The sequence below is a fragment of the Pseudomonas sp. PS01301 genome, assembly GCF_029960215.1.
Lineage (GTDB): Bacteria > Pseudomonadota > Gammaproteobacteria > Pseudomonadales > Pseudomonadaceae > Aquipseudomonas > Aquipseudomonas coleopterorum.
Genome location: NZ_JASCPM010000083.1, coordinates 1 through 6100, shown reverse-complemented (window position 1 = coordinate 6100; position 6100 = coordinate 1). Strand labels below are relative to the sequence as shown.

2 protein-coding genes are annotated in these 6100 nt (G+C 60.4%); both read left to right on the top strand.

Annotation, left to right across the window (positions count from 1 at the left end; translation table 11 throughout):
* Positions 1-3428, top strand: a 3428-nt coding sequence (locus QMX89_RS22260; protein WP_282349918.1) for a Tc toxin subunit A, incomplete at its 5' end; no start/stop codon positions are given.
* A 174-nt stretch (positions 3429-3602) separates the two neighbouring features.
* Positions 3603-6100, top strand: a 2498-nt coding sequence (locus QMX89_RS22255) for a neuraminidase-like domain-containing protein (protein ID WP_282349917.1), incomplete at its 3' end; no start/stop codon positions are given.

Here is a 6100-nt window from a genome sequence, read left to right as displayed (position 1 = left end):
CCCGCATCGCCGGGCGCCTCAGCTTCGCCGACGCCATGCCGCAGATGGGCATGAGCTCGGTGTTCGACATCATCCGCCAGCCCAAGCTCGAATTCACCAGCCGACTGCGCAACCTCAGCGACGCCGACGGCGACCTGGCCTACGACAATGCCATGTGCTACGCCAACCAGATCGCGCGCTCCTTCCGTGAAGAGCAGGTCTCGTCCGGCCGCAGCCTGCCGCTGATCGCTCCGCAAACCGGCGTGCGCGCCTTGGTCAACGTCGGCCCCAGCTACCCCAACCTGTTCAAGGAAAACTGGGACCAGTTCTGCAAGGTCGGCGCCATCGAAGCCATGGACGGATCAGTGGCCTACCTGGGCTCGCTGCGCCGCTTTGCCGCCGAAAAGATCGAAGGCGCCTCCACCTCGCCACTGCGCATCCCGCTGGCGGTGCGCCGCCCGGACCTGGACCAGATGCTGATCGACGAGCAAAGCACCTACCAGAGCCGGCCCATGTTGGACCTGGTCAATGACGTGCTGACCCAGGGCATCAACAAGTACCAGCAGGAAAAAGACGATGTGCGGCCGGTGCATCAACTGCTGGCCGAGAAGAAACACCCGTTCGTGTTTCCGTATCACTTCGCGCATCAGCAGGTGAGTCTCGCGTTGGGTGGGGAGAAGCCTGCGCTGGGAGCCTTGAGCTATCGGGTCAGCGTGACCGGCCCAGGAAAGGGCCAGCCTTTTGGCCATGTAACCACCGACGCAGGCGCCGCGCTGACTGCGCTCAGCGGTCTGAGCCCCAGCTTGCAGAAGATCGTCTTGGCACCTTCGTTGTTCAGCCATTTTTATATTGGCTTGCGCAGTTTGTTGGGTAACGCATCGTTTTTCGCACCTTCCGGGGAAAGCTTCGGAGCGCTACGCAAGCACATGACGGCCTATCTGCTGCCGACGCAGGCAAGTGTGACATCGGTTGAGCCTGCAGCACTCACCACTATATGGGCTTCTGATGATGCCGAAACGTCCGCGTCGCTGGCATTTTCAGACGCTCAAGGCGCCACTAAACCACTACTGCTGAAGCTGTACATGCGAGATTTGCCCGCTATAAGAAAGCGGTCTATGAACCAAACCGTGGAGACCAATATTGGCTTTGGGAAATCGCTACAAATCCAATACACCGATGACGAAGCCTTATTGACTGAAGCGAACGGCTGCCGCTGCGATGTCACCATCACTGCCCAATCCTGGTCCGCTCTTGAGGACTGGCAACCTGGCCCCCTGCGGCTGGCGCAATGGAAGTTTACATTCGTACCTGAGGACGACTACGCGCTTGCCCCTGAAGAGCAAGCGTTCTTCCGCGACCACTATGGCATCGAGCTACGCTCCGCTGCCATGAACCCCATGACGGCGCTGGATGGATTCCTGCGCGCCACTTCGCTTGACAGCGAACAGGCCGAAGCTTTGTTGGCCGTAAAGGCCCACGCTCCGATCAAGTCTGCTCACTTCATCAACGCCAACCGGGCGGCAAACGGGACAAAGTACTCCAAACCTTTCCCCCAGCCCAATCACTACGGCGCCTGCTACGTCAACGGCGTGGGCGGCAGCGACCCCGGCACTCGTGGCTATGGAAACTACAACAACGCCATGGCGCTGGTGCAGGAGCCGGCCAGCGGCAAGTGGTCCTTGACCAACACCAGCCTGGAACGCTTCGACCGCCTGCAGCGCATGATTCGTCTGCAGAAGGTCACCGGTCTGCCTTTCGCTCAACTGGATACGCTGATCACCGCCGCCATGCGTTGCGAAGGCGATGCCAACGCCAACCTGGAGATCAACGCCAACACCCTGCGCGCCCTGGGCGCCTACCGCCATTTCAACGAGCAGTATCGCGTCGATGCCGAAACCTTTGCGGCGTTCATGTACCACGTGTCGCCTTACGCCAGCAGCGGCAAGGTCCCGCAACTGGATGCGGTGTTCAACACCCCCGTGTTGTTCGACACCCCGCTGATCATCGACAACGGAGCCTTTAGTCTGGACTCCGCAGATCCAGCGCATCAAAAAACCATCGCGCAATTGTGCGCCAGCCTTAACGTTCAGCCCGGCATCGAGTTCGAGCGTATCGCCAAGGCAACCTTGACCCATGTGACGCCGCTGCGACGCTCCTTCGCTGTGCTTTCCTCGCTGTACCGTCAGGCGCGCATCGCGCAGATGTTCGGCCTGTCGGTCAACGATTGCTGCGAACTGACCGAGCTGCTGGGTGGCAGTGCCTACCGCACCCTGGTCGCCAGCGGTCGTTTGAAGGCGCTCGAGTCTGACGGCAAGGACATCCTCGACGTGCTGATGGAGCTGGATTGGGCGGTGCGTTGGCTCAAGGATAACAAGCTGACCGTGTCCAAGTTGCGCGACATGGTGGACGCCGGCCCGGTTCCGGTAGCCGCACCCAGCCTGCTTGAACGCCTGGAACAACTGGCCGGCGACACGCGGGCCCAGGTCGTGACGGCCGCCGCTGTTGCTGCCCTCAAGCTGCCTGTCAAAACCCCAGGCACAGCCATCGACTGGTTCGCCGAGCTGGGCAAAGGTGCTGCGCCTGTGATCGACACGCATGGTCTGGTCAATGCCCCGGCGCTCACCGTGGAAGACAGCGACGCGGAGCAACTGGTGGCCAAAGTGACTGCATTGGTCACAGATCAGGGCCTGACGGACACTGACAAAGCTGCCGCCATTACCGCGCTGAGCGAATTTCTGCTCGATGCCCTCACCCAGCAACAGCGCCTGGTCGAAGCCCTGTTGCAGGAACACACCACCCTGCTGCCGGAACTGGCCGTGCTGGTCGGTCGCTGTGCCGAGGTTTCGCCCCAGCAGTTGCTGGTCGGCGTGCTGCAGGCCTGGCCTGCCACCGGTGAGGCCAGCGAAGCCGGCATTGCCGCGGTGCTGGCCCAGCTGCATCAGGTCAGCGCCTGCGCCAAGGCCCTGAGCTGGGTCGGCATCGGCGCCAAGGCGCTGCGTACCTTGTTGGTCAATCCGGCCTGGCTGGACACTGCCAAGCTCTGGCCGCTGAGCCTGGACAACCTGCGAGCGTTCAAAGCCTACGACGGCTTGTTCGACACCCTGGGGCAACCCGAAGAACGCCTGCTGGGCTACCTGGAACAGGCCAACGCGCTGGTTTCCAAGCGCCCAGGCAAGCGCCAACTGGCGGTGCAGGCGCAAACCTGCAATGCCGCGCTCGCGGCCCTGCTGGGCTGGCGCGAAACCGAAGTGGCGCTGCTGACCGAGCTGCTGCCGCAGAAGACCGCCAAGACCGTTGCGCACATCGACTGGCTGCGCCGGGCGCAGGCCGTGTCGCTCGAAACCGGCCTGAACGCGGCGACCCTGCTGCAAGCCTGCTCGCTGACGGCCGACAGCCCAGAGGCTGACTGGCAGGCGGTAGGCCAGGCGGCGATGGCGGCTGTTCGCTAACGCCTCCGGGGTGACCGCAGCGCCGCCTTCGCGGGCAGAGCCCCGCTCCCACAAGGATTCAAAGTGTTCACAAAATCCTTGTGGGAGCGGGGGCGGGCGGCGAGCTCTCTGCCCGCGAAGAGGCTCTCACTGGCACCCAAAAAACCCTTGAACCACCACACAGGAATCCATTCCATGACCATTGCAGCAACCCTCAACGAAAGCTTTCGCGACGCCCTCGTCGCCTATTACCTGGGCGAATTGGTGCCCAACGACACCACCCTGCAGGAACTCGGGCTCACCGATAAACTGCGCACCGAAAACGACCTGTACGAGTACCTGCTGCTCGATACCCAGGTCACCCAGGCGGTGGAAACCAGCCCGGTGGCCAGCGCCATCGCCAGCCTGCAGCAGTACATCAACGGCGCCCTGCTGGGCATGGAGCCAGGCTACGATGACGTGCGCTTCAGCGAGGCGCTACTAACCGAGTGGCGCGACCAGCGCAACCAATACCCGCTGTGGGCCGCCAACCAGCAACTGGCCTGGTACCCGTCGCTTTACATCGACCCGTCGTTGCGCATGAAAAAATCGGCGTATTTCCAACAGCTGGAAAACGACATCAACCAGAACCGCATCAGCATCGACACCACCCAGGAAGCGGTGCAGGCCTACTTGGCCAGCTTCGAGGAAGTGGCCAACCTGACCATCATCAATGGCTACATTGCCGGCACCGACTTCAAGGAGTCCAACTACTACTTCATCGGCAAGTCCCGCGCCGAGGGTGCCTACTACTGGCGCTCGGTGAACATGTCCGAGCGCAGCTACCTGTCCGGCACCGCGGGCCCCAAGCAGGACAACCCGCAGCCCGGCGCCTGGTCGGACTGGAAACGGGCCAACCTGCCGATCTCGGAGGCCGCGATCGAGAAAACCATCCGTCCGGTGTATTTCAACAACCGGCTGTTCGTGACCTGGGTCGAGATGATCGACAGCGTCGACCCGGCAGGCAGCGGTGATCTGGAAGCCGTTGAGCCGGAGGGCGACGGGACGTACAAACACCGCAACCTGCCCAAACCCAAAGCGACATCGAAGCTGCGCTTGAACCTGACGTACAAGAAGTACGACGACAGCTGGAGCGCACCGCAGTGCTACATGGAAACCGAGGCAGACCGAGCGGCGATCACCACGGCGGCTGGCCTTCTGGATGTTCACTCGATTGCGGTCGTCGATACCTCAACCAACCCCGAAGCGTTGTTCCTGGCGATGTATGCCGGTTATGTCAAAGGTACCGGTAGTGTCGATGGCAGTTCGGACAAATACCGCTTGCTGAAAACCATGAAGATCGACAAGAACTTCAACAGCGTGAATCTGTTTCCGAATCGCGGTCTGGTGGATGGCTCAGGTGCTGAAGACAAAGGGCCCCATACTCGGTTGGTGATGCGCATCGGTATCTTGTTCGCTGCGGCGACTACCAATGCCGGGCGCTTCCAGTTTCCCGTAACGGCGGCATCGATCCGACTCAAGCTTCCTAGCAAGACTACGTCCCCCCATGCTGGAACCGATGGCGTGACAGGCTGGGACTATGCCGGCTGGCAGCGGCGTATCATGAACACCACCAACGGCAACGACATTCAGTGGGACGAGGCGAAGCGGCAAATCAAAGTCACGACCCGAATCAATACGGGGTTCACAAGAAAGCGTAGCGCCAAACTGGTCAGTACCGGCTTGCAAAGTTACGTCATTGAGTTGAATTTGCCAGAAGACGATGAATCGGAGTGGGGAGTGCTGGGTCCCAACTCATATATTCAAGCGACTTCAGGCAGGCTCATGCTCCCTCTTATAGGACATTTAATCGCCACCCTCCCTTCTGGCCGTCACTATCCCTTCCTTTGGAACGACCTTATATACCAGGACTTGAGGATTACTCCTGTTCTAGGGCGAACAAACCTGGAGGGTATGGTTGTAAACATGGTGGTGATGCGCCAACTCATGGCAGAGACGGGTAAAGCCGTGAGGGTGGATATTTCTCACTGGTACGGTGATCCCGCTCTCAGTGACCCTGTATTCGAAGGCGGCGAACTACAGTTTCAACAGTTTCTCGCACGCCCAGACTTAATGCTTGATCCCACGCCTGTCAACAGTCAGAGTAAAGTCGATCTAAAGGTAGGTCCGGCTTACGCCTCTCTGCTGCCCACCCAGCATTCGCAGTCGATAACCATCAACATCGACCCTGAAACCCTGTACCCGGATTGGGACGTTGCCTGGCCAGGCTCCGAGAAGAAATTCACGATCATCCACGGTGTGCACATCAGAGAGATCAGGGGCTCCAGCAGCACCAGCATAGGCCATGCCATCAAAGCTACAGAGATCGAGCTTGAATCCGTCGGCGACGACGCCCACTTGATCGCCCCGAAAATCTCGTACTACACCAACGCGACCCTGGGCACTGCCGAGTACATCGACTTCACCGGCTCCACCATCGCCAGTAATGACCAGAACAATGCTGATCGCCAGCCGATACGCATGAACACCCTGTTCGCCCGCAACCTGATCGAGCGTGCCAACATCTCCCTGGAAAACCTGCTGTCCTGGGAAACCCAGCACCTACCCGAGCCGGCATTGGCCGAGTCCGGCAATCAGCCGTTCATGGACTTCAAGGGCGCCAACGGCCTCTACTTCTGGGAGCTGTTCTTCCA